The sequence below is a fragment of the Streptomyces flavidovirens DSM 40150 genome (assembly GCF_000429085.1).
Taxonomy (GTDB): domain Bacteria; phylum Actinomycetota; class Actinomycetes; order Streptomycetales; family Streptomycetaceae; genus Streptomyces; species Streptomyces flavidovirens.
The window spans coordinates 229341-251980 of record NZ_AUBE01000003.1 but is presented as its reverse complement, the minus strand read 5'-3'; the positions used below and the strand labels follow the sequence as shown (position 1 = coordinate 251980).

At 71.0% G+C, this 22640-nt stretch carries 14 protein-coding genes and 1 pseudogene; 8 read left to right on the top strand and 7 right to left on the bottom strand.

The window, feature by feature from the left end:
• Positions 1-48: 48 nt before the first annotated feature.
• From G412_RS0106375 to G412_RS0106365, 3 genes are all read right to left on the bottom strand, one after another.
• The gene (locus tag G412_RS0106375; protein ID WP_028811336.1) at positions 49-1506 is read right to left on the bottom strand and encodes a PepSY-associated TM helix domain-containing protein; all 1458 of its coding nucleotides are present in this window, start codon (positions 1504-1506) and stop codon (positions 49-51) included.
• A gap of 99 nt (positions 1507-1605) precedes the next feature.
• A complete protein-coding gene (locus G412_RS0106370; RefSeq protein WP_167546445.1) occupies positions 1606-2178 on the bottom strand; it encodes a hypothetical protein in 573 nt (190 codons plus the stop codon).
• Positions 2179-2534: 356 nt separating this feature from the next.
• Complete coding sequence (locus G412_RS0106365) at positions 2535-2993, bottom strand: MarR family winged helix-turn-helix transcriptional regulator (protein WP_037647888.1); 459 nt, start codon at positions 2991-2993, stop codon at positions 2535-2537.
• Positions 2994-3125: 132 nt separating this feature from the next.
• Here G412_RS0106365 and G412_RS0106360 point away from each other — a divergent pair, with 132 nt between their 5' ends.
• From G412_RS0106360 to G412_RS0106350, 3 genes are all read left to right on the top strand, one after another.
• Positions 3126-3623 (top strand): carboxymuconolactone decarboxylase family protein, encoded by a 498-nt coding sequence (locus G412_RS0106360; protein ID WP_051338188.1) that lies wholly within the window; start codon positions 3126-3128, stop codon positions 3621-3623.
• A gap of 40 nt (positions 3624-3663) precedes the next feature.
• On the top strand, positions 3664-4002 hold the full coding sequence (locus G412_RS0106355) for a glyoxalase superfamily protein (protein ID WP_028811332.1): 339 nt from the start codon (positions 3664-3666) through the stop codon (positions 4000-4002).
• Positions 4003-4166: 164 nt separating this feature from the next.
• On the top strand, positions 4167-5654 hold the full coding sequence (locus G412_RS0106350) for a DUF1996 domain-containing protein (protein ID WP_028811331.1): 1488 nt from the start codon (positions 4167-4169) through the stop codon (positions 5652-5654).
• A 64-nt stretch (positions 5655-5718) separates the two neighbouring features.
• On the opposite strand, the gene G412_RS0106345 is transcribed toward G412_RS0106350, so the two are convergent.
• A complete protein-coding gene (locus tag G412_RS0106345; RefSeq protein ID WP_051338173.1) occupies positions 5719-6186 on the bottom strand; it encodes a hypothetical protein in 468 nt (155 codons plus the stop codon).
• 165 nt (positions 6187-6351) lie between these two features.
• Here G412_RS0106345 and G412_RS0106340 point away from each other — a divergent pair, with 165 nt between their 5' ends.
• The 5 genes from G412_RS0106340 (at position 6352) to G412_RS0106320 (ending at position 14596) form a co-directional block, all read left to right on the top strand.
• Positions 6352-9525: an alpha-N-acetylglucosaminidase gene (locus G412_RS0106340; protein WP_028811329.1), complete on the top strand. Its 3174-nt coding sequence runs from the start codon at positions 6352-6354 to the stop codon at positions 9523-9525.
• 159 nt (positions 9526-9684) lie between these two features.
• Positions 9685-11631: a hypothetical protein gene (locus G412_RS0106335; RefSeq protein ID WP_028811328.1), complete on the top strand. Its 1947-nt coding sequence runs from the start codon at positions 9685-9687 to the stop codon at positions 11629-11631.
• A gap of 193 nt (positions 11632-11824) precedes the next feature.
• Positions 11825-12742 carry a metal-dependent hydrolase gene (locus G412_RS0106330; protein WP_028811327.1) on the top strand — a complete coding sequence of 306 codons (918 nt, stop codon included), beginning with the start codon at positions 11825-11827 and terminating at the stop codon, positions 12740-12742.
• A 1-nt stretch (position 12743) separates the two neighbouring features.
• Positions 12744-13817 carry a PDR/VanB family oxidoreductase gene (locus G412_RS0106325; RefSeq protein ID WP_028811326.1) on the top strand — a complete coding sequence of 358 codons (1074 nt, stop codon included), beginning with the start codon at positions 12744-12746 and terminating at the stop codon, positions 13815-13817.
• A 26-nt stretch (positions 13818-13843) separates the two neighbouring features.
• Positions 13844-14596 (top strand): TetR/AcrR family transcriptional regulator, encoded by a 753-nt coding sequence (locus G412_RS0106320; protein WP_028811325.1) that lies wholly within the window; start codon positions 13844-13846, stop codon positions 14594-14596.
• Here the strand turns inward: G412_RS0106320 and G412_RS0106315 are convergent.
• The 3 genes and pseudogenes from G412_RS0106315 to G412_RS33520 form a co-directional block, all read right to left on the bottom strand.
• Entirely contained in the window at positions 14569-15282 is a 714-nt protein-coding gene (locus G412_RS0106315) for a DUF4230 domain-containing protein (protein WP_028811324.1), read from the bottom strand. The two genes, G412_RS0106320 and G412_RS0106315, sit on opposite strands and share 28 nt — an antisense overlap.
• Positions 15283-15479: 197 nt before the next feature.
• On the bottom strand, positions 15480-20801 hold the full coding sequence (gene pulA, locus G412_RS0106310) for a pullulanase-type alpha-1,6-glucosidase (protein ID WP_028811323.1): 5322 nt from the start codon (positions 20799-20801) through the stop codon (positions 15480-15482).
• Between the two features lie 151 nt (positions 20802-20952).
• Positions 20953-22335: pseudogene (locus G412_RS33520) on the bottom strand (alpha-amylase); the annotation flags it as partial.
• Positions 22336-22640: the final 305 nt, after the last annotated feature.

The following is a 22640-nucleotide window of genomic DNA, read 5'->3' as shown; positions in this document are numbered from 1 at the left end:
GGCCCGCCCGTACCGGACCGTGTCCATTACGGGCGGGCCTCCCCCGGCTCAGGCCGCCGTACGGGTGCGGATCCTCGCCACCAGCCCCAGCACCAGATCCACCGCGAGGAACACCAGCAGGCTGATGCCGAGCAGCGGTACGAACCAGCCCGCGAGCGCGGTGAGCGCGGCCAGCGGCAGCAGGGCCGTTACCGGCGCCTTGCGCCAGGCGCCGCGCGGCATCGGGCGGCCCGCGCTCAGCCTGCGTTCCTTCGTCGGCCTGCGCAGCCACCACATCCGGTAGCCCCAGACGGTCAGCATGATGAGGGCGAACGCGAGCGCTGCCAGGGCCAGTTGGTTGGCGAGTCCGAGGAAGACGCCGGTGTGGGCGTCGATGCCGAAGCGGGTGAGCTTGGCGAGCAGCGGGTAGTCGGCGAAGCGCAGTTCGTCGATGACCCTGCCGTCGGCGGGGTCGACGGCGACCGAGTCCAGGTGGACCGGGAACTGGGTGTCGGTCTCCTTGACGACGTAACCGCTGCCCTCGCTCGGCAGGATCACCGAGAGCTTGCCCTCGATCCCGGCCTGGCGGGCGGCGGCGAGCGCGTTGTCGATGCCGATGTCCATGCCGGCCATGCCCTCGTGGGAGCCTCCGCCTCCGTGGCCGTCGCCGTGACCCTCGTGTCCGTCGCCGCCGTCACCTGCGCCCTCGGTCAGCGCGGCGGAGACGACCGGCGTGGCGCCGCCGAGCTGGTCCTGTACGGCGCCGATGTTCTCGCCCGCGTACCGGGACCAGGTGAGGCCGGTCGCCGAGAGGAGGACGAGTCCGAGCACCGCCCACATGCCGACGGTGCCGTGCCAGGACAGCGTCTTGCGCCGGCCCTTCGCCCCGCGTTCGGGGACGATCAGGTCGCGCCTGGCCGTACGTCTGCGTCCGAGCCACAGCAGCAGGCCGCCGAGGGCGACCACCCACAGCCAGCTGGCGGCGAGTTCGCTGTAGTGGCGGCCGAGGTCGCCGAGGTGCAGGTCGCGGTGGAGTTCGTCGAGCCAGGTGCGCAGCGGCAGGGCGCCGGAGCTGCCGTAACTGGCCAGTTCGCCCCGTACTTCCGCGGTGTACGGATCGACGAAGACGGCCAGCGACTTGCCCTCCTCGACCTCGGGTGTCGTCATCAGCACCCTGGTCGTCGCGCCGTCCTCGGCGGAGGGCCAGACGGCGGTCACCGTGCCCTCGGGGTGGGCCTTGCGGGCGGCCGCGAGCTGGTCGCCGACGGGCAGGGAGCGGTCGCCGACCGGGACTTCGAGTTCGTTGCTGTAGAGGAACTTCTCCGCCTGGAAGGAGAGGGCGTAGAGCAGTCCGCTGGTGGCGGCGACCAGCAGGAGCGGGGCTATCAGCAGGCCCGCGTAGAAGTGGATGCGCAGGACGAGGGGGCGCAGGGCGCTCCAGGTGGTGCCGCGTTCGCCGGCGGCGGCCGGAGTCTCCGGATCGGCTTGCGTTTCGTGCGCGGGTTGTACGGGGTCGTCAATGGCCATGACTGTCCTCGGAATGTCGACTGGTGACGTGGGTCACGGGCGTGGGAAGCGGCCCCCTGGTCACGCGGTCGGACAGCGGTCGGACAGTGACCGGACCGGTCAGACGGTGGGAAATGCGGGGGCCGTGGCGCGGGTGGTCGGGACCCGCGGCGGCCCGCGCCGCGACAGCGTGTGCGCGAGGATGACGCCGTGACCGTGGCGGCGCGTGGTGCGGGGCCCGCCGGGACGTACCGGGTCCGGCAGCAGTCCAGGGGCCCGTACGAAGGCGAGCAGCAGCCGCAGCGGCGTGAAGGCCAGCGCGCCGACGGCCCGCGCCAGCCGGAAGAAGGCCGCCTCACCGCGCGCCAGCCACAGGCCGCAGACGAGCGCTGCGGCCAGGTGGGCGGCGGTCATCGCCAGCGACGACGAACCGTGGGCATGGGTGGAGGCGGACGCGGCGGTCGCCATGGTTCCGGGGTCCATGACCGGCTGGTGCGCGACGGGCATTCCCTGGTGGCCGGGGCCCGGCCCCTGCGCCGTACCGAAGATGAGGTGCAGTACTCCCTGTACGGCGAGGAGCCCGCCGCCGACGGCCAGTACGCCGCGCCTCCGGTGCCCCACGGTCCACGCGAGGCCACCCGTCACCGCGAAGGCCGCGAACAGCCCCGAAACCGGAACTTCATGCCCGGACATGGACGAATGCCCCACAGCCGCCGCAATGATGCACACCGCCGCGAAAAGTGCGGCTCGCAGTGCGCGCAGGGGCGACCGGGCGTTCGTCATGGTCCGCACATGCTGCCATCCCGGCGCCCTTGGTGTGGCATGTGGTTGTACCAGTGCGCGGCACACGCAGGACTGCGCCCTCTCCTCCCGGCCCCCGGCCCTCGAACGCCGCGCGGGGAGGAACGCGCGACGCGGCTCGGTTCGAGTCGGGGCCGACGGAGAGCTGCCGGCGGAAAGCCGGCCCGTCCGGCGTCGTGAGGACACGTCGGCAGGGCGTCCGGGGACTGAGGCCCTGCCCACGACCGAGAAGCCCGCCGCGTCGCTCGCTAGGAGCCGAACCAGCTCGCCGCGTCCAGGCGCCAACCGTTCCCAGGGACCATGGCCCGCAGCGCCCCCTCCAGGTCACTCACTCGCTCCGCGCCGAGGGTCTCGACCCACCGCTCCCGCAGCCGGTCGAAGATCATGGCCGACCGCGTCAGTACGTCAACTCCGCGGGGCGTCAGCCTGACCAGCTTGCGCCGCCCGTCGCCGGGGTCGTCGGCCCGTTCGACGTAACCGAGCCGCTCCAGCCGCTCGACGGTCTTGCCCGCGGCCTGCTTGGAGACACCCAGCCGTCGGCCCAGCTCGCCCGGCGTCACACCGTCACGGCCGACCGCCTGGAGGGCGAAGCCGTACGCGGGGCGGACGTCGGGGTGGCCCTGTTCGGCCAGTTCAGCGTGCAACTCGTCGATGAACGACCGGAAACCCGCGAAGAGCAGCAGCGGAAGCTCGTACCCCTCAGCCATTGCGGCACTCGTCAACGTGGTTTACCTTTTCGTCAATCACGTTGACTAGTTTACCTCCGAGGAGCCCCCTTGACCACGGCGCTGTTTCCCGACCACACCACAGAGTCCGCCCCCGCCCCCGCCCGCCGATCCATGGAGGCGACCACCAGGCGCCTGGGCTACCTGCCGGCCCCCGTCGCCCGCCTGGCCACCTCTCCACAACTGCTCGACGGCTTCCTGAAGATCAGCGCCATCTTCGAGTCGACGACCCTGGACCCGCTCTCCCGCGAGGTCGTGATCATGACGATCGCGACCCGCAACGGCTGCCATGTCTGCGTCGCTATGCACACCGCGAAACTGACCGCACTGGGTGCGGACGCCGGCCTGATCGCGGCACTGCGCGAGCCGGTCGCGGTGCCGCTCAGCGACGCACGTCTCGAAGCCGTACGCCGGTTCACGCTGGAGGTTGTCGCGGCTTCGGGCGCGGTCGACGACGCCACGCTGCGGCGCTTCCTCGCCCACGGCCACACGCCGCAGAACGCGCTGGAGGTCGTGCTCGGCATCGGTGCCTACACGATGTCGACCCTGGCGAACCGGATGACCGGCGCTCCTCTCGACGAGCAGCTCGCCCCGTTCGCCTGGGTGGAGTGACGGGACGGGAGGGGGTGGGGAAGAGGATGGTCGCATGGCCATGAACGAGGAAGTCATTCCGATCCTGCGCGTCAAGGACGCCGGCGTGGCGGTCACCTGGTACGACCGCCTCGGCTTCACCAAGGAGTGGGAGCACCGCTTCGAGCCGGGCTTCCCCGCGTTCGTGGAGGTCGCGCGCGGTCCCGTGCGGCTGTTCCTCTCGGAGCACGAAGGAGACGCCCGGCCGGGGACGCTGGTGTATCTGCGGGTACGTGACGTGGACGCGGTGGCCGCGGAGTTCGGCGTAACGGTGGAGGAACTGCCGTGGGCGCGTGAGGTCGAGTTGCGGGACCCGGACGACAACCGGCTCCGGGTGGGTACGCCGGCCGGGACCGGCTGAGGGCTCACCCTGTACGTCGGGTTCCGTCCCTGTTTGCGGATGGAGATAGCTACGAATTCGGAGGGGGTTTGAACACGGCGCGAACCGCGACCGTATGGAACGGAGCGCTTCTCCACTGCCGGGACCCCCCTTAACTTCACCCGGCGACGAAGCAGAGGAGTTCCATGCGACGCGCATCTAGAAAACGTTCCACGCTGGCGAACCGGGCGATTGCCGCATCGGCCGCTCTGATCCTGGGCGGGGGTGGACTGCTCGCGGTAAATGTCTACGCATCCGCAGGTGAAGGCTGGTCCGGCCCGGACTCGGCTCAGTCCGGTCAGATTCAGAACACCAGTCAGCAGATGTCGACCATCGACTGTCCAGAGGTGGCGAACGACCTGCCCAACGAAGTACCTGATTCGGTGCGCCAGGAAGTCGACCGCGAGCTCGCGAATCTCGACTCCCAGATCACGGAGGCGTACAAGCGGTTCGCCGATTCCCAGCAGCAGATTTCCCAGGACCAGAACTTCGCGCGGAACGCCATTCTGGGACCGCTGAAGGACAAGCGACTGGCTGCCATCAGCCGTATCGCCACCGCCATCGGCCGTCAGGCCGAACGCCCCCAGGGGCTCGAAGCTCTCGCACCCTGCACGCTGCGCGCCGACGACAACGGAGGGGCCGGCGGGGACGGGCAGGGCGGCGGAGACCAGAACGGCGGTGGCCAAGGTGGTGACCAGGGTGGTGATCAGGGCGGCGGCAACAGCAACGGCAACGGCGGGCAGGCCGGCAACGGACCCAACGCCGCCGACTTCGTCGACATCCAGTCCGTCCAGCCGAACGTCCAGCAGCCGCAGCAGCAGCGCGGCGCGTCCCGCGGCGTATTCACCACCGACTGCGGCCGGAACCAGAACGGAAAGTTCAACCCGGACAATGTCATCGTCGCACCAGGTGTGAGCAACGGCGCACACCATATGCACGATTACGTCGGCAACCAGGCCAATGACGCCTTCGCGAGCGACGACGACCTGGCCCGCGGTCAGACCACCTGCCGGAACCAGGGCGACAGGTCGACGTACTACTGGCCCGTCCTGCGCCTGCAGAACGGCCAGAACGAGAACGACGCCAATGCCGACGGCGGAGGCAAGGACAGCAACGTGGGAGAAATCCAGACTCCTGCCGAGGTCTCGCTGAAATTCGTCGGAAGCCCCGTCAGCAAGGTCACCGCGATGCCGCGCTTCCTGCGGATCATCACCGGTGACGCCAAGGCATTCACCAATGGTGACGCCAATGCCAACGCGTCCTGGAGCTGCACCGGATTCGAGGACCGCCAGCTCAAGGACAAATACCCGATCTGCCCGGAAGGCAGCCAGGTCGTCCGTACGTTCAACTTCCAGAGCTGCTGGGACGGACAGAACACCGACAGCGCCAATCACCGCACGCATGTCGCGTTCGCGGACGAGAACGGCGCGTGCCCGAACGGATTCCGTGCCATCCCGCAGCTCGTGCAGCGGATCGTGTACGACGTCCCGCCGGGCCCCGGGTTCGCGGTCGACTCCTTCCCCGAGCAGCTCCACAAGCCGGGCACCGACCACGGGGACTTCATCAACGTCTTCAACAGCCGGCTGATGAAGAAGGTGGTGTTCTGCGTGAACGAAGGACGCCAGTGCACCTGACCCCCGTCTAGGGCCAGGCCCCAGGGCGGCCGCCCCCCACCGGCCGCCCTCTCAGCCTGCGCGGTCAGCTCCCGTGGTGACCGGAGTGCTTCTCCTCGTTCCCCCCACCGCCACTGCCCCCGGAGTGGTGCGAGGAAGTCTCCACCGTCCCGCCGAGCCGGCCGCGCAGTGCTGTCAGCACCTTCTGGTCGCCCACCGCGACCCACTTCCTGCCGACCAGGTAAGCCCCGCCGTAGTCCTTGGCCTCGTTGATCCACTCGCGCTGTCCGCGGTCGGTCGCGAAGGTGGCCAGCACGTAGCGGCCGTCGCCGGTCTCGCAGTTCGCCTGACGCAGCTCCGTCGCGTCCGTCTGGATGTTCGGCTCGCACGCGATCTTCTTCGCGAGCTGCTCCAGGCTGCCCCGCGCCGTCTCCGGCACCGGCTTCTCCTCGTCGTCTCCCGAGCCGCCGCAGCCCGTGGCGAGCAGGGCGAGAACGGCTATGGCTGAGGCGACATTTGCTGTACGTGATGTACGTCGGCGTTGGTTGCGCATCCGCCCATCGTGCCCCGTTGGGCCACACGGTGGGGTGGATACGAACACATCGCACGCCCCATTGATGCGCCCCCGCGCCGTCATTAACGTGCGCTCGGTACATCCGTGTCGTGTCCACCGTCCCGCCGTACCCCTCATCCCACCGCCCCACCGAGGAGCGCCCCGATGACCGACCGTCTGTCGCGACGTACGCTGCTGGGCACCGCCGGAGCCCTCGGCGTCACAGCCGCGGTGGGAGGGCACACCCCAGGGCACACCACAGCCATGGCCGCACAGCGAGCCCGCCCCGCCACCGACGCCACCGCCCCCGCCCGCGCCGCCCTGGAACGGCTGCTGCCCGACCACGCCGCCCAGTTCCGCCTCACCACCCTCAAGAGCGGCGGCGGCCACGACCGTTTCAGGGTCGAAGGCGTCGAAGGTGTCGAAGGCACCACCGGCCGCATCGAGGTCGCGGGCACGAGTCCCGCCGCCGCGCTCACCGGCGTCCACTGGTACCTGAAGTACGTCTGCGGGGCGCACATCTCCTGGTCGGGCACCCAGCTCGACCTCCCCCGGCGACTGCCCGCGCCCCGCGCACCTCTGGAACACTCGGCCACCGTCGCGCACCGCTTCGCGCTCAACGACACCCACGACGGCTACACCGCGCCGTACGCCGACTGGCCGCGCTGGGAGCGGATGATCGACGTACTGGCCCTGCACGGCTGCAACGAGGTGCTGGTGACGACCGGCCAGGAAGCCGTCTACCACCGCCTCCTCAAGGACTTCGGTTACTCCGACACCGAGGCCCGGACCTGGCTGCCCGCGCCCTCCCACCAGCCGTGGTGGCTCCTGCAGAACATGAGCGCGTACGGCGGCCCGCTCTCCCCGGAGCTCATCGCGAAACGCGCCGCCCTCGGCCGGCACATCACCGACCGGCTGCGCGAGCTCGGTATGGCCCCGGTCCTCCCCGGTTACTTCGGCACCGTCCCCGACGGCTTCGCCGCCCGCAACCCCGGCGCCCGCACCGTCCCGCAGGGTGACTGGGCAGGCCTGCGGCGCCCCGACTGGCTCGACCCGCGCACCACCGCCTTCCGCAAGGTCGCCGCCGCCTTCTACCGGCACCAGCACGAACTCTTCGGCCCGGTCCGCCACTTCAAGATGGACCTCCTCCACGAGGGCGGCTCGCCGGGCGACGTACCCGTCCCCGAGGCCGCCCGGGCGGTCGAGACGGCCCTGCGGACCTCCCGCCCCGGCGCCACCTGGGTGATCCTCGGCTGGCAGGGGAACCCGCGCCGCGACCTGCTCGACGCGCTCGACAAGAACCACCTCCTGGTCGTCGACGGCCTGTCCGACCTGGACACCGTCACCGACCGCGAGAAGGACTGGGGCGGCGCCCCGTACGCCTTCGGGACCATCCCCAACTTCGGCGGCCGTACGACGATCGGCGCCAAGACGCACCTGTGGACGGAGCGTTTCACCACATGGCGCGACCGTCCGGGGTCCGCTCTCGTCGGCACCGCGTACATGCCGGAGGCCGCCGAGCGCGACCCGGCGGCGCTGGAACTGTTCTCGGAGCTGGCATGGCGGCGGGAGGCGGTGGACCGCGAGAAGTGGTTCGAGGAGTACGCCGATCTCCGGTACGGCGGCCGGGACGCGCAGGCCCGCGCCGCGTTCGCCGCGCTGCGCGAGACGGCGTACCGCATCACCAGCCGCGACGGCCGCCCGCACGACTCGGTGTTCGCCTCCCGCCCCAGCCTGTCCGCCGCGTCGGGAACGCACTACGCGACGCACACACCCGCCTTCGACCCGGCGGACTTCGACAAGGCCTTCGCCGCGCTCCTGGCCGTACGGGAACCACTGCGCCGCTCCGAGGCGTACCGCTACGACCTGACCGACCTGGGCCGCCAGGCGCTCGCCAACCGCTCCTGGCAACTGCTGCCGCAGCTCAGGGCCGCGTACGGGCGCGGGGACCTGCCCACCTTCCGCGCCCTGTCCGCCCTCTGGCTCAAGCTGATGCGGCTGAGTGAGGAGATGGCGGGGGCGCACCGGGCGTTCCTGCTGGGTCCGTGGATCGAGGACGCGAAGCGCCTGGCGTCCTCCCCCGCCGAGTCGGAGCAACTGGAGCGCACGGCGCGCGTCCTGGTCACGACGTGGGCCGGCCGGCCGACGGCGGACGGCGGACGCCTCGCCAACTACGCCAACCGCGACTGGCAGGGCCTCATCGGCGACTTCCACCTTCCGCAGTGGCAGGCGTACCTGGAGGAGCTGGAGGACGCGCTGGCGGCGAACCGCGCCCCGAAGTCCTTCGACTGGTACGCGGTCGAGGAGCCGTGGACGCGTGAGCGGAGGGTCTATCCCCTGCGCCCGCCGAACGACGCGTACCGCACGGCCCGGCGCGTGCACGAGGTGCTGGCCCGCGCACCCTACCAGGGCACGGTCACGGTCACCGCCGCCCCCGCCGCTGTCGCGCCCGGCGGTTCGGCGCTGGTCACGGCCGCTTTCCGCAACGCGAACGGCCTGCGGGCGACCGGCCGCGTCGACTTCACACTCACGGGCCTCGACGCCGAGCCCGAGGGGCCGGGGTCGCTGGCGTCGGTCCCCGCGGCGGGCTCGGGGAGCGTGTCCTGGCGCGCGAAGGCGCCGGCCGGACCGCTCACCGTCCCGCTGAAGCCGATGCCCTACGAACTGAGGACGGCGTACGGCCCGGAGGGCGAGGCCCGCGTCACCACGGTCCAGCGGGGCAGCCTGTACGTCGCCGGGCCGCCGGCCGAGGGCTGGCGGACGTACACGAACAATGGCGCGGTCTTCGGGCAGCTGGAGGGCAAGGGCCAGGACCCGGCGCTCGCCCTTGTCCTGGCCCGGTACGCGATCAACGGCGGTGGCCAGGACCTGTGGAAGGCCACAGCGGAGTTCGGCGCGCTGTACCGGGAGGGGGCACTGCGGGACGGCGGTCGCGTCACTGTGCGGGTGGACGCGCAGGAGGTGACGGGGGCGTGGGCGCGCGCCGGTATCGCGGTGCGCAACAGCATGGCGGCGCCGGGGTCACCCGGCTTCCTCAACCTCGCGGTGACTCCGGCGAACGGTGTGGTGCTGTCGTACGACACGAACGGCGACGGCACCGTGGACACCTACCAGCGCGTCACCGGGGTCACGACACCGGTGCTGCTGCGGCTTTCGCGGGCGGGCGGGTCGTATACGGGTGCGTGCTCGACGGACGGCGGGGCGACGTGGCGAACGGTCGGAAGGGCGGCCGTGCCGGGAGCCGCCGACGTCCAGGACGCGGGGATGTTCATGAGCGCGGGGCATGGGGGGAGCGGGGACCGGGGGACGGTCGAGTTCAGTGGGTGGAGTACGTCCTGAGGCCGGGAGGCGGGGCCGGGGCGTGTGCGGAAGGGCTCGGCGTGTCCGGCGGGAGCGTCGAGCGCATCCGCGGGCGTCTGATCGCGGAGTGAGCCGCGTGCGCACGCGAGGGGGCACCGGGTGAGGTGACCATCCGACCATTCGCTCGTTTTGCTGAACGTGCGCCCACAGGATGTTGTCAACAGCCGCCCTGTCCCCGACCCCATCGACGTCGAGCAGGCCGAGGCCGCGCTCGTCGAACACTATCCGCGGCTCGTGCGGCTGGCGTACCTGGTGCTCCCGCCGCGTCTCGGCCGCAACCGCCGCGTCCTGACCGCCCATTCGCTCGTTCAGCGCTCGCTCCCGCGCAGCCGCACGCCGGGCGTCGCCGCCGACCTCCCGCTGCCGCGCCGCCCCGGCGGCGCCTCGGCCGATCCGGGCTACGCGTATGTCCGGCAGCGGGTGCTGCGCCAGGCCCTGGAGGCCGGGCTGCCGTTGCGCCGCAAGGCCTGGCCGAAGCGGGCGCAGCTACCGCCGCTGCTGCCGCAGGTATGGGGGCTGCGGCTGTTCCCGCGCTCCGGCGGGGCCGACGAACTCGCCCTCGACCAGCGGCTTTCGGTGCTCAGCGGCCCCGGCCGGGCGGCGTACGTACTGCGCGGCCTGGAGCGTATGCAGGACGAGGAGGTGGTGCGGGCGCTCGCCGGCGCCGGGGCCGCCGACCCGCGGGCGGCGCTCGCGGAGGCGGACGGGGTCGAGTCGCCGGGCGGGGTGAGCGCGGCGGCGTTGCTGGCGTCCGGGGAGTTCGACCCGTGCTCCCTCCAGGCGAGGCCGACCGACCTGATGCGGCGCAGGCAGCACGCGAAGGCCGCACTCGCCGCCGCGGCCGCCGCGGTGGTGTGCGGGGCGCTGCTCGGGCTGCCGGGCGAGGGGTGGGGGCCCGACGGTGCGGCCGCGCCGGCGTATGCCCGTAACCCGGCGTCCGAGCGCGCGCTCGACCCGTCGAAGACGGTCCGGGTCGCCGCCGGGGTGTGGAAGCGGTCCTCCCGTACCGACTTCTCCGTCTGGCCGGCCCGTGGCAACCTCACCGACGACAACGCCCTGCTGCGCCGTGCCCTCGCCGTCTGGGCCAGGCCGGGCCCCTCCGTGCAGACCTCCGCGACGCCCGCCACCGCGGTGGGTCCCCCGATGGGCCCGCCGCAGCTGCTCTTCGCGGGCGACGTCGACCAGGCGCGGGTGGTGCTGCTGTACGACGGCCTGCGCGTCGTCCGGTACGCCGAGCCGCGTGACGGCACGGCGGGCGCGGCGCTCGACTTCGCGCGCGTGGACGGCGCGGACGCGGCGGCGGCGAACGCGCTGGTGGTGGGCCGTACCGATGGCAATGTCCGCTATCTGACGGCTCCTTGGGTACGGACGGCGTCCGTACGGGACCTGCTCGATCCGGCCGGGGTCCCGGCTCCGCTGAAGCGCACCCGGCACGGTGTGACGGACCCGCTCGTGAGCCCCGCGCAGGCACGCGACTGCCGCGCGTGGGACGCTCTCGAACTGCGCGACGACGCGGGGCCCCGGCTGATGACCGACCTCGGCGAGCTGGCCCCCGCCCGGCTGACGTCGGGCCCGCCGTCGGCGCCGCGCGATGTGAGCGGCGAGGAGGAGCGGGCGCGCTGGGCCCGTACGGCGTGCCTGCTGCCCGCGGTGCGGTCGAACGGTGTGCGCAGCGTGAACTCGTGGGCGTACGCCCAGCAGTCCCTCCCCGAGGGCAACGGCACCGCCACCTGGCTCTGCACCCGCGCGGAGACGTGGCGGGGCACGGGCAGCAGGGTGCTCGCCCAGTTCCAGGCGCCGTCCCCGAAGAAGGGGACGCCGGGTGCGATCGCGGCGCGCGCCGAGCACTCGCCGGCGTGCGGGGCGCGGGATCCGCGGGTGCTGGCGGGCGTGCTGTGGAAGTCGCGGGGCGGGAACTGGTACGTACTGGCGGCGGGAAGCGGGCAGTTCACGTCGGTCACCACATCGGGCGGTGTGCAGGGCACGGCGCGCGGCAATCTGCTGGCGGTACGGGCGAAGGCGGGCGCGCAGGCGGACCTGGAAGGGCGGGTGGAGAGCGGGGCGCGGGTGGGGGTGCTGCGGTAGGCGGGCGTCGGCCGGGGGCCGGGCGAGGCGCCCCCTGGGCAGGCCGCTCAGTGGGCACAGCCGCTCAGCGGCGCCGTCCGGCCCTTCCGGCGTTTGAGGAGCTGGGTCCGTGGGGCGCGGCTATGGCGGGCACCCCAAGAAAACCGCCGCACGACCCTGTTGCCAAAGTCTTACCCGTCAGTACATTGACGCCATGTCTAATACGCAGCAGGGGCGCGAACCGGCCGCGATCACGTCCGAGCGGACGCCGCTCAAGGCCCGCAAGGTCTCCTTCGAGTGGGACGGCACCCCCCTTCACTGGGTCCCGGGCGACCCGTTCACCACGCACACCATCAACGTGCTGCACCTGCTGCTCCCGGCGGGCGAGCGCTGGTTCGTGCACGTCTACAAGCAGGTGCTGCCGTACATCCACGACGACCGCCTGCGCGAGGACGTCATCGGATTCATCGGCCAGGAGGCCATGCACTCCCAGGCCCACGACGACGTACTGCCGCACCTGAAGAAGCTCGGGCTCGACCCGACGCCGTACACCGCGCAGGTCGACTGGCTCTTCGAGAAGCTCCTCGGCGACCGCACCCTGCCGCCGGGCAGGGCCCGCAGGTGGTGGCTGATGGAGCGGGTCGCCATCATCGCGGCCATCGAGCACTACACCGCCTTCCTCGGCGACTGGGTGCTCAACGCCGACGAACTCGACCGGCGCGGCGCCGACCCCACGATGCTCGATCTGCTGCGCTGGCACGGCGCTGAGGAGGTCGAGCACCGCTCCGTCGCGTTCGAACTGTTCATGCACGTCGACGGCAGCTACCGGCGGCGGGTGCGGACCTGGGCGACCGCCTTCACCGCGCTGGTCTTCCTCTGGCAGCGCGGTTCGCGGTTCTTCATGGAGAACGACCCGACCCTCCTCGAAGGCAGGGCCACCTTCAAGGACCTCGTGCGCAGCGGGCGGCAGGGCGTGCTGCCCGCGACCGGGGACATCATCCGTTCCGTCCCCCGCTATCTCAGCCGTACGTACCACCCCTCCCAGGAGGCCAGCACCGCCCAGGCCGTGGCCTACCTCGCGAACTCACCGGCCGCCACCGGCCGGACGGCCGCCACCACCGGAGGTTCCTGACATGCCCCGCGTACGCACGATCGTCCTCGCCGCCGGCGTCGCCCTGCTGGCGCGGCGGGCGATGCGCCGCCGCATCTCGCGCTCCCCGCTGTGGCCGATGCCCGCCCTGGAGAACCCCGTCTCCGGCACCCGCGCCTCCCGGTCCCCCTCCTCCCTCCGCCTCCTCGTCACCGGCCGCACCACGCCGGCCGAGGGTGTCGTCGAACTGCGTCTGGAGGCGCTCGACACGGCCGACCTGCCCGCCTGGACGCCCGGCGCGCACGTCGACCTGGTCCTGCCCTCCGGCCTGATACGTCAGTACTCGCTGTGCGGCGACCCGGCCGACCGGAGTACGTACATCCTTGCCACCCGCCTCATCGAGGACGGCAGGGGCGGCTCGCGCGAGGTGCACGAACAGCTCCACGAGGGTGCGGAGGTGGAGGTCCGAGGCCCCCGCAACCGCTTCCCCCTCACCGAGGCGCCCTCCTACCTCTTCGTCGCGGGTGGCATCGGCATCACGCCCGTACTCCCGATGCTGCGCGCCGCCGAGGCCGCCGGGGCCGACTGGAAGCTCCTGTACGGCGGGCGCAGCCGCGCCTCGATGCCGTACGTCGAGGAGATCGGGAAGCTGGCCGCGCCGGAGCGGGTGACGATCGTCGCCGAGGACGAGGCCGGCCGCCCCGACGTGGCGGCCGCCCTCGCGGACGCGGCCGAAGGCACGGCCGTGTACTGCTGCGGCCCCGAGCCCCTGATGGCCGCCGTCACCGAGGCCCTCCCCGCCGGCCGCACCCTCCACCTGGAGCGCTTCACGCCGGGCGCCCCCTCCGGCGCCGCCGGTGCCTTCGAGGTCGAACTCCGGCGCACCGGCCGCACCGTGAGCGTCCCGGCCGACGGCACCGTCCTGGCGGCGGTCCGCCCGGAGGTTCCGGGCGTCTCGTACTCCTGCGAGCAGGGCTTCTGCGGTACGTGCCAACAGCGCGTCCTGGAGGGCGAGATCGACCACCGCGACGAGCTGCTGACGGACTCCGAGCGCGCGGACTCCATGCTCATCTGCGTGTCGCGGGCGTACGGAGACCGCCTGGTCCTGGATCTCTGACCGACACCGGCGGTTACGCTGCTCGTATGACGAGCGGGGTGCGCCGAAGAATGGGCGTCGAGGAACGCAGGCAGCAGCTCATCGGCGTCGCGCTGGAGCTGTTCAGCCACCGCTCGCCCGAAGATGTGTCGATCGACGAGATCGCGGCGGCCGCCGGTATCTCCCGGCCGCTCGTCTATCACTACTTCCCCGGCAAGCAGAGCCTGTACGAGGCCGCGCTGCGGCGGGCGGCCGACGAGCTGGCCGGGCGGTTCGCCGAGCCCCGCGAAGGGCCGCTGGGTGTGCGGCTGCTGCGCGTGATGGGCCGCTTCTTCGACTTCGTCGACGACCACGGGCCGGGCTTCTCCGCACTGATGCGGGGTGGGCCGGCCGTCGGTTCGTCGACGGCGAACGCCATGATCGACGAGGTGCGCCAGGCGGCGTACGAGCAGATACTCGCGCACCTCGGGATCACCGATCCCCCGGCGAGGCTGGCGTTGGTCGTACGGTCGTGGGTGTCGCTCGCCGAGTCGACCGCGCTGATCTGGCTGGACGGGCGGGAGATCCCGCGCGCCGAGCTGGAGCTGCAACTGGTGCACGACTTCGCGGCGCTGGCGGCGGTGAGCGCGGCGTACGACGAGGAGATGGCGCGGATCCTGCTGGACATCCTCGCGCTGGAGCCGCCCGACGGGCTGTTCGCGGAACTCGTCGTACGGCTGGGCGCGCTGGCCCCGGCTCCGTCCGCTGCTCCCGCTCCCGCGACCGTGCCCGGTCAGCGTCCGCCGTCGCCCTCGCCGTAGTGGACGGTGACCTCCTTGAAGCCGAGTGAGCGCAGCAGGCCCTGGAGCATGCTGGTGGTGTTCTTCTCGGCGCGTACGGCCAGTTCGCTCTCCTCGGCGGCCTCGCCGATGTGACGGGCGGCGAGGCGGTTGACGGCGCGCTCGTCGGCCGGGTTGTCGGAGAAGAGGTCCCCGAGCCGGTCGAGCAGCCCGCGCTCCTTGGACACGGCGTACGAACGGTCCGGGTCCAGGGCCGGCTTGCCGAGCCGCGCGTGCGGCAGGAGCAGGGTGGCGGCGGTGCGGTCCTCGTTCACGGTGACCTGCCCCTCCCCGACCTTCCCGAGGTCGACGTACGCGCCGACGGTGCCGGCGCCGACGTACAGCGTGCGGGTGCCGCGGATGGCGTCGGGGAGATACTTGGCGTCCTTCTCCAGGTCGACGACGACCTGGAAGTTGCCGCTGGCGGCCTCGTAACGGCTCATGTCCTGGATGGACTTCAGGAGCGCCGGGCCGGACCGGTCGTGGGTCTCCTCGCCGAAGACGTCGTCGAGGCCGGGCAGGAGACTCAGCCGGCTGCCGGCGAGCACCAGCGCCAAAAGCACCGCGAGCACGCCCGTCACCTTGACCCACCAGGGGAGTCGGGTGCGGCGCGGGGATGTGCCGGGCCGCCGCTGGGCGGGGCCGGAATCGGGGTCCGTGAGAGTCATACGGTACGGATTCCCCCGTACCTCTTGGTCACTCAGCGTTTGCGGTACGACGCTTCGAGGTCGCGTCCGTATCGCGGACGGCGACGACGCGGCCGCCCTGGTCGGCCTCTCCGACTACTGCGGGGCGGGGCCCCGAGAAGCAGTTTCGGGGCCCCGCCGTGGTGGTGCTGTGCCGTGTGTCGGTGGCCTCTTCGGGGCTACCGCCGGGTGAACACGGCGACCGTGCGGGCCGGGACCGTGAAGGTGGCTGTGGCCGGGTCGTACGTGGACTTCTTGACCGTCGCGTCGGCGCCGGACGCCTGGACCGGGTGCAAGGCGTACGGCGTGTCCGCCGGGCCGGTGAGCCGCTGCTGCTGCTCGGACGGGGTCGCGTTGAAGATCACGACCAGGTCGCCCGCTCGCATGGTGATCACGCCGGGTGTCTCCTCCTTGCCCGAGAGGGGGAAGGAGACCGCCTTCTGGACCTGGTCCGCCGACGCGAGGCTGAAGGTCTTCTCCGTCGTACGGATCTTCAGCAGGTCCTCGTACGCCGCCGACGCGCCCTCGATGTTCCGGCAGTCCGGTGTCAGCGAGGGGGTCGTCAGCAGCGGCTTTGCGTACGGCCACTTGGGCTTGTTGTCGGCTGCGGGCGGCAGGCCCCGGCCGAAGCCGTTGCCGTCACGGCAGTCCCAGTGGATCGCGTTGAACCAGTCACCGCTGTCGTAGGAGTTGCGGTCGAGGGACTTGGAGCGCAGGAGGTCCGTTCCCGACTGGGACAGCGCCGGGCCCTGCGAGAGCGCCGCCGTCGCCATCGCCAGTACCTGCATGCGTGAGCGGTCGGCGGCGGACGTCCCGCGCGGCAGCTTGAAGGCGAGGGCGTCGTAGAGGGTTTCGTTGTCGTGGGCGTCGGCGTAGGCCAGGGCTTCGCCGGGGGCAGAGGCGTATCCGGCCGGTGCGCCGTTGTAGTCGACCTCGGAGCCCTTGACCGTACGGCCGGTGGTGTCGATGAAGGTGTACGCCGCCAGGTTGCCCGTGAGGCCCACCTTGATCAGGTCCTGGTAGTGCAGGAGGCGGGCCTTCTGCTCGGCCGGGGTGCCGTTCGCGGCCGAGGGGTTGGGGTCGGTGTAGAGGCCCGAGGCGAAGCCCTGCACGCCCGGGTCGTCGTCGAAGGGGCCGCCGCCGCGCACCGCGTCACGCGCACGGTCGGAGAAGGTCGCGATGCCCGTGCCGGCCATGTTCTTCTGGGTGGCCTGTTCGAAGCGGGCGTCGTCGGCGATCTCGCCGAAGTTCCAGCCTTCGCCGTACAGGATGATCTTCTTGCCGTCCACGCCGTCGCGGGCGGGGGTCAGCTCGTCGAGGGCCTTGCGGACGGCCAGGATGTTCGCCTTCGGGTGGTGGCCCATGAGGTCGAAGCGGAAACCGTCGACCTTGTACTCACGTGCCCAGGTGACCATGGAGTCCACGACGAGTTTGCCCATCATGGTGTTCTCGGGTGCCGTGTTCGCGCAGCAGGTGGACGTCGCCACGCTGCCGTCGGCCAGCAGGCGCTGGTAATAGCCGGGGACGATCTTGTCGAGTACCGACTTGTCCGCCTGGCCGGACGCGACCGTGTGGTTGTAGACGACGTCCATGACGGTGCGCAGGCCCGAGTTGTTCAGTCCCTGGACCATCTGACGGAACTCCACCGTGCGACGGGTGCCGTCGGGGTCACTGGCGTACGAGCCTTCGGGGACGGTGTAGTGCAGCGGGTCGTAGCCCCAGTTGTACGCGTCCTTCGCCGCCGCCTTCGCCGCGCACGCCTGCTGCTCGTCGGAGTCGGGCGCGTACACGGACAGGTCGCAGGCCGGGCGCTGTTGGCCGGCCTTCTTCTCGGGGATGGTGCCGATGTCGAAGACGGGGAGGAGGTGGACGTAGGAGGTGCCGGCCTTGGCCAGTTCGTCCAGGTGCTGCATGCCCTTCGAGCCGCGGTCGGTGAAGGCCAGGTACTGCCCCGGATGCTTCGCTGTGCGGTCGGCGACGGAGAAGTCCCTGACGTGCAGCTCCTGGATCTGCGCGTCACGCAGCGGGGTCGCGGCCGGCTTCTTGAGCGTCGACCAGCCCTTCGGGGCCAGCTCGGGATCGGTGAGGTCGACGACCAGGCTGCGGGCCGAGTCGGCGGTGAGCGCGGTCGAGTAGGGGTCGGTGACCTTGTTGGTGACGACCTTCTGGACGCTGGGCGCCCAGACCTTCACGACGTACCGGTACGGCTTGCCCGCCCAGGCCCTGGTGCCGGTGACGGACCAGACGCCGCTGCGGTCGTCGCGCCGCATCGGGACCGTCCTGCCGTCGAGTTCGAGGGCTACGTGCTGGGCGGTCGGGGCCCAGAGGGAGAGGGCCGGGCGGCCCTTGTGGAAGACGGGGCCGAGTGCTGCCTTTGCGGCGGCCGGGCTGTAGGTGTCGTCGAGTACGCCCGGCACCTGCACGCCGGTAGCGGCGAGCAGGGCGCCGTTGGCGGCCCGCTGGGTGGCGATGATCTGGCCGCGCAGCGACTCGCGGAACCTGTCGCGGTCGCGCGGGTCGACGGTGAACGCCGGGTAGTCCTTGAGGTGCGGGTACTTCGCCTTCTGCGCGTCGGTGAGGGCGGAGGAGGAAAGCCGCAGCCAGCGGCCCTCGTCGGAGAGCGCCCCGTCGACGACGGAGATGCCGCCGCCCCGTGCGTACACGAGCTGCTGGCTGGTGGCCTCGGTGGCCTTGACCTTCCAGACGACCGTGTCCTTGTCGATCCACTGCGCCTCGGCCTTGGTGAGGTCGAGCGAGGCGGCTCCGGCGGTCTGCGGCAGCAGGTACTTCGGCTGCCCGGCCAGCATCCACACCTCATGGCCGTACGTGGCGAGGTCGAGGGACTGGTCGCTGGGGAGGTCCTTCTCGTCACCCTTGTGGAGGATGTAGGAGAGGGACGTGGCTCCTGTGGCGAGCGGGACCTCGAAGGTCACGCCATATGCGGTCTTCTTCACCGGGAGCAGTGGCTTGGACCAGTCGGTGGGGTCCTTGGCGCCTGTCCAGGTGTGCAGACCCCAGCCGTCGTAGTCGCCGTCGGCGCGCTGGTAGTGGAGTACGGCCTTGGTCCTGTCCTGGGGCGGGTAGGCGCCGTCGGGGGCCTTGGTGGCCTGGCCGTCCTTGCCCTGCTCGATCCAGACCTCACCGGTACGGCCGAGGTCCATGGTGCGCTGCGGACCGTCCGCCGTGCCGTTCTTCTCGACGGTGTACGGGAGCGACGAGGCGCCCTGGGCGAGCTTGATCCACGCGAAGGCACCGTAGGCGTCGCGGCCCGTGAAGGGGGCTGAACTGTCACCGGACTTGAGCTGGTATCCGTCGTAGTCGCCGTCGGTGCGCTTGTAGTGGACGACGGCGTAGTCACGCTCCACCGCCGTCGGCTTGCCGGGGGCGGGGGTCTGGCCGGCTGTCGTCGAGGCGAGGGCGCTCGCGGTGCGTCCGGCGCTGTCGACCACGACTGCCTTGTAGCGGAGGGGGGTTCCGGCCGCTACGTCGCGGCCCGGGTACTGGGTGACCTTGTACGGGGCGTGGTCGGCGGAGCCGAGTGTGCGCCACTTGCCGTTGCCGGTCTGGGCGGCGAAGACCACGCGGTTGAGCTGCCCGCCGTCGACGTCCGCGCTGATCTCGACGGTGCCGGTGGCTCCGGCCGCAGGGGTCTTGAGGGTGATGGCCGGCTTGGCCGCCGGGGCGGGGAGGGGCTCGGCCGCGCGGAGTACGACGGACGACAGCGCGGGCACGGTGACGGTCAGCTTCCGGCCTGCGTCCCCGCGTACCGCTTCGGAACCGCCGTACACGGGACGGAAGTCGGCGCCGGCCGTGGCGACCGTCAGCTCGACGGTCTTCGGCCCGGCGCTGTTGTTGGTGGCGACGACGTACTCGGTGGCGCGCTTGGCGTCCGTACGGGAGAAGGCGTAGACCGGGCCCTTGGCGTACAGCTCCTGCTGTACGCCGTCACGCAGTGCCGGGTGGGCCTTCGTCAGCTTCGAGAGCTCGGCGATTGATCTGTATACGGGGTGCGTGGTGTCGTACGCGTCGGAGGCGTGCGTGCGGTCCGTGCCGAGCTGGTCGTCGTCCAGGTAATCGGCGGTCTTGGACGCGAAGAGGGTCTGGCGGGCGTCCTTGTCGCCGCCCGCGCCCGTGAAGCCCTGCTCGTCGCCGTAGTAGATGACGGGGTTGCCGCGCGAGAGGAACATCAGCTCGTTGGCGAGACGCGCACGCTTCAGCAGCTCGGCGTCGTCGGCCTTCGGGTTGTCCTGCTTCAGGAAGGCCCCGATGCGGCCCATGTCGTGGTTTCCGGTGAAGGAGACCTGCTCGTAGGCGTTGGCCTTGTCCGTGGTGTAGCGGAAGTCCTCACCGAAGACCTTGGCGAGCTTGCCGGCCGACGCGCCCCGGGAGGCGTACGAGCGTGTCGCGTCCTGGAGCGGGAAGTCGAAGGTCGAGTCGAGGCGGCCGCGCGTCACGTAAGGGGAAGTGACCTCGGTGTCGGCGGAGTAGACCTCGCCGAACATGAAGAAGTCGTCACGGCCCTGCTTCTTCGCGTACGTGTCGAGCGCGGTCGCCCACTGGGTCCAGAAGTCCAGGTCGACGTGCTTGACCGTGTCGATGCGGAAGCCGTCGATGTCGAAGTCGCGGACCCACTTCTGGTAGATCTCCGCCATGCCGTCGACGACCTCGGGACGCTCGGTCCACAGGTCGTCGAGGCCGGCGAAGTCACCGTACTCGGAGCTTTCGCCGGCGAAGGTCGAGTCGCCCCGGTTGTGGTACATGGTGGGGTCGTTGAGCCAGGACGGTACCTTCTTGCCGGTCCCGGCCGTGGGCTGCTGCATCGGCGTGTACGGGAAGGAATCGGCGTCGACGTCACGCCGCGCCACGCCCTCGCGGTCGTCGAAGGGACGGCCGGACCTGTCGAGGTAGGGGTACGCGCCCTTGGGGCGGTAGCCGTACTTCTTCTCGGCGTAGTCGACGGTGTCGGCAGTGTGGTTGGTGATGACGTCGAAGAAGACCTTCATGCCCTTGTCGTGGGCCTTGTCGATCAGCTTCTCCAGGTCGGCGTTGGTACCGAAGTGGGGGTCGACCCGGGTGAAGTCGGTGATCCAGTAACCGTGATAGCCGGCCGAGGCGTCCTTGCCGGTGCCCTGCACGGGCCGGTTCTTGAAGATCGGCGCCAGCCAGATGGAGGTCGTGCCGAGGTTCTTGATGTAGTCGAGCTTCTGGGTGAGGCCCTTGAGGTCGCCGCCCTGGTAGAAGCCCTTGTCGGTGGGGTCGTAGCCCGTTTCGAGGCGTGAGCCGGTGAGCCCGCCGCGGTCATTGGCCGTGTCGCCGTTCGCGAACCGGTCGGGCAGTACGAAGTAGAACTGCTCCCTGGTCAGGTCGTGCCGGGCGGGGGCGGCGGCGAGGGCCTTGTCGGAGGGCGGGGCGGGTGGTTTCGCCGCGGCGGCGGCGGGGGGCGCGGGTATCAGCGCCGCGAAGAGGGCGAGCGCGAGGGCTGCGCCGGCTCTGCTGGACATTGACGTGCTCTCCTTTGTCGGAAGTTCCGGACGCCCTACGGGCGTGTCCTCAAACGCCGGACGGGCTGAATGATTGCCGCAACCAAATCCAGCCCCTCCAGCGTTTGAGGAGCGGGGTCTGGGGCAGCGCCCCAGTTCGGACGCCTCAGCCGCAGGTGCGGGCGTTCGCGTGCAGCGCCAGCGCCGTGTTCGGGCCGAGCGTGGCCGTGAACTGGCCGGACGCGTTGACCGTCACCGCCGTGTTCTTCTGCACGTCGCAGTACGTTCCGGCCGCCAGCGACGTCTGGAAGGTCCGGGTCAGCGACCCGGCCTCATGGTTGATCGCCAGGTACGCCTTGCCGCCCCGCCCGAACGCGATCTGGTCGCCGCCGTTGTCCCACCAGTTCGTGACGCTTTCCCCGCGCGCCGCGTTCCGGAAGCCGACCATGCTCCTGATCTCCGGCCAGTTGTGCTGGCACTTCCACCCGTCGCTCCAGCACGCGTTGACCGTCCCGCCGTTGGGCGGCCCGGCGTCCCTGTCCGACCACTCGTAGCCGGAGTGGACATCCGGGGCACCATAGGGCCAGGCCAGCATGAAGACGTTCGCCAGCGTGTAGTTCGCGCCGTCCTTGTAGCTGAGGGTGTCGCCGCCGCGCTCGGTGTCGTGGTTGTCCACGAAGACGGCGGACTTGCCGCTCTCCATGTAGCCCCAGCCCTCCCCGTAGTTCTTCAGGTAGGCCAGGTTCTCGTTGTTGAAGACCCGCTTGAGATCACGCGCGTACCGGAACTCCTGTACGTCGCCCGAGCCCAGGTACTCGCTCGGCGAGACCGCCTCGCCCGCCCCGTGGATCGCCTCGTGCTTCCAGTACACGCCCGGATTGCTCAGCCGGGACTTGATGTTCGCGAGATCCGTGGCCGGCATGTGCTTGGCCGCGTCGATGCGGAAGCCGTCGACGCCCAGTGAGAGCAGATCGTTCAGGTACGCCGCGATCCGGCCGCGCACGTAGTCCTCGCCGGTGTCCAGGTCGGCGAGCCCGACCAGCTCGCAGTTCTGTACGTTCCCCCGGTCGCCGTAGTTGCTTGTCTCGGAGCGGCAGTCGTCCAGGTCCGCGCCGGAGTACGTGCCGGGGTAGTTGTACTTCTCGTACGACGAGCCCCCGGTACCGGTTCCGTTGCCGGCCGCCAGGTGGTTGATGACGCTGTCGGCGATGACCTTCACGCCCGCCCCGTGGCAGGCGTTGACCATGTTCGCGAACGCGGCGCGGTCACCGAGCCGTCCGGCGATCTTGTAGCTGACGGGCTGGTACGAGGTCCACCACTGGCCGCCCTGGATGTGCTCCTGCGGAGGGGATACCTGGACGAAGCCGTAACCGGCCGGTCCGAGGGTCCGCGTGCACTCCTTGGCGATCGAGTCGAACTTCCACTCGAACAGGACGGCGGTGACGTCCTTGGTGCCCGGCGGGGCGGCCTGCGCCGTCCCGGCGGGCGCTGCCAGGACGGCCGTACCGGCCGTGAGGGCGAGGGCGAGCGCGGCAGAGAAAGGTCTGCGAGCCATTCTTTCCTCCTGCATGGGGGGAGGTGCGGGTGCGACGGTGCAGCCTCGCGCGGCAACGCGCCTTGCCCTCAAGGCTTGAATGTTCTTGCAGCAATAGTTGAAATCTTGCCGCGGGGCAGACCGTACGAGCCCTCACCTGCGCGGTCAACCCTTGTGACGCACTCCGCTAACCTGCAGGAAACCTGCCAGATTTCTTCTTGCAATCTCTTTCGCAAGCACTTGCGAAGCTGCTACGTTCTCCTCGACTCCGGCCCGGCCGGCCGGGGGTCCCGGTACGTCCGGGCCCCACGCGCCCGACCGGCCGG